General features: G+C 41.8%; 2 protein-coding genes. One reads left to right on the top strand and one right to left on the bottom strand.

What is annotated here, in order from left to right; translation table 11 throughout:
- Positions 1–238 precede the first annotated feature (238 nt).
- Entirely contained in the window at positions 239–1,171 is a 933-nt protein-coding gene (locus EI161_RS14055) for a hypothetical protein (RefSeq protein WP_192529887.1), read from the top strand.
- Positions 1,172–1,435: 264 nt separating this feature from the next.
- Here EI161_RS14055 and EI161_RS14050 read toward each other — a convergent pair whose 3' ends face one another.
- Entirely contained in the window at positions 1,436–2,044 is a 609-nt protein-coding gene (locus EI161_RS14050) for a 4'-phosphopantetheinyl transferase family protein (protein WP_225735412.1), read from the bottom strand.
- Between the last annotated feature and the right edge of the window lie 158 nt (positions 2,045–2,202).

The following is a 2,202-nucleotide window of genomic DNA, read 5'->3' as shown; positions in this document are numbered from 1 at the left end:
ACTTTGATGCTAGCGCATCTAGGTCTTTTTTTCACCTCGCATTTGGTATTGCACTTCATGTGTTAATCTAAGTTACAATACCTATGCAATCTTTACATAATGGCAAATAAAAAGCGCGTCTGTGGGGGTGACTTTTTGAGCCAAAATTGTTTTAATCTGCTCAACAAAATGATTGTTTAAAAAAAACTGAATTATCATTTTTTACGGGCGAGTTATTTCACACTTTAGGAGAGTACTTATGAAACTTATTAAATTAACAGCCATTTCTGCTGCTGTTTTAGCGTCAACTGCTGCACTTGCAGCTGAGCCAGTTGTTGTTGTTGATGACAATGATGCCGTTGTATACGAAGCAGAGCCAGTTGCTGTCGCCTATGAAGCAGAGCCAGTTGCCGTTGTTGACGACAATGCTGCCGTTGCATATGAAGCAGAACCAGCCAATGTACAAACAGCTAATGCATATAATGCTGATGCAGGCGTAGTACGTAACACTGCGGGTGCTGTGGTTGGTGGTACTAAGACTTTCTTCCAAACAGCTATTAATCCAGCAGCTGTTAGCGCTGAAATCGGTTCATTAGGCTATGGCGCTAACGTTGCTTGGGCACTTAACGACAAAACTGAACTACAAGCCGGTTGGGCAGGTGGTGATGTCGCTGATCTCTTCGGCGGTGATTTCGATGCTGGCGACGTAAACTACGACGTTGATGCCGATTTCAGTAACCCATACCTAGGTGTGCAATTACGCCCTGCGGCTAACTGGTTCACTATGGGCGCTGGTATCATCGTACCTGACAACGATATCGACGTAACTGCTAATGCTGAAGGTCCAAACTTCAGAATTAACAATATTGATTATAATGCTTCTGAAACTGGTGCTCTACAAGGTACTATGAAGCATCGCAACAAATTAGCGCCTTACGGTACTATTGGCTTCCGTCCTAACATCGGTAATAACTGGGGTGTATTCGGCGAAATCGGTGCAGCCTACATGGGTCAAACTGATGCTACTGTGACTTCAAGTAATGCAAATGGTAACGTTACAGCTACAACTGTAAACGGTACTACTACTGTTAAAGGTAGTGATGTTGCTAAAGCTGCTGAACAAGAACTTGAAGATAAAGATTGGTTAGAGTGGTTCCCAATTGTTAAATTGGGTGCAACTTACCGTTTCTAATCTAATCACAGCCTAAGTGCTGTTGTTAGAAGAAAAGTAAGCGCAAAAAACGATCCTCTCGAGGGTCGTTTTTTTTGGTCTAAAATAAAGTGATGTTTTTTTTAGAGTAATAATGCTTATATAGTTAGTGAAAAGTAATATCGCTACATCACGTACTGCAGGTACTGTTTTTTCTAGCTTGCTGTGCCTATGCAGACAGAGGCTGCAAAAAAACTATACCAGCAGTATCGTAGCGTTTTTTAAAGTATTCTAACTATAGATTGGCTAAAAAATGACGACAGTTTGTTGTGGGGATAAGACAGCGAGGTGATAGTCGGTTTGGCAATCTGCAATGATAGTCAACAACGACTCTGTTTGAGTGTTATTGGTCAAGTCAGGGATAAGGTAGGAATAATCTTTTCCCAAGCCCTGTGCCAGTTTATATTGATGGATTTTTATAAAGCTCTCTTTTATTTGCCATAGCAATCTAGAAACACTGGCATGCTCATGACTGGTTAATTGCGCCAAAGCAGCAACCTCGTTATCGTCATAAAAGCGCTCGGCAACGTGCCATGGAATATCTTGCACTTCGATATCGATACCAATAGCTCGATATTTGCTTAAAGCGACCGCCACTTTATCTCCTGAGTGACTAAAGCATACATAGTAATCGCTATTGCTAAGCTGATAGGGAAATTGCGCGTCGTTAAGTATGTCATCGATTCCAAGCTCATCTAGCAAAAACTGTAAGAGTTGTCTGACACCGCTGCGTTGCTGCTCGCGTTTATGCTTAAGGTATGGCTGCTCAGTGACAATCTGAGCGGTTATGCACCAAGATTGGCAGTCAAGCTGAGTGTAACGAATATGATGTAGCATTGGGGCTATTATGGGCATGGGCGTCGACATAGACATTGGTATGAGTTTTTAAATAGATGTTTGGCGATTATAGAATGGTCAATAATAAAAGCCCAGCAATATAATATTGCTGGGCTATTTTTAGGGCGTGTTGAACATTCATAATTTCAGCCAGATATAAGCGCAAGCGAGAGCGA

Source organism: Psychrobacter sp. FME5, from assembly GCF_014861375.1.
Taxonomy (GTDB): Bacteria; Pseudomonadota; Gammaproteobacteria; order Pseudomonadales; family Moraxellaceae; genus Psychrobacter.
This window is presented reverse-complemented; position numbering and strand designations above follow the sequence as displayed.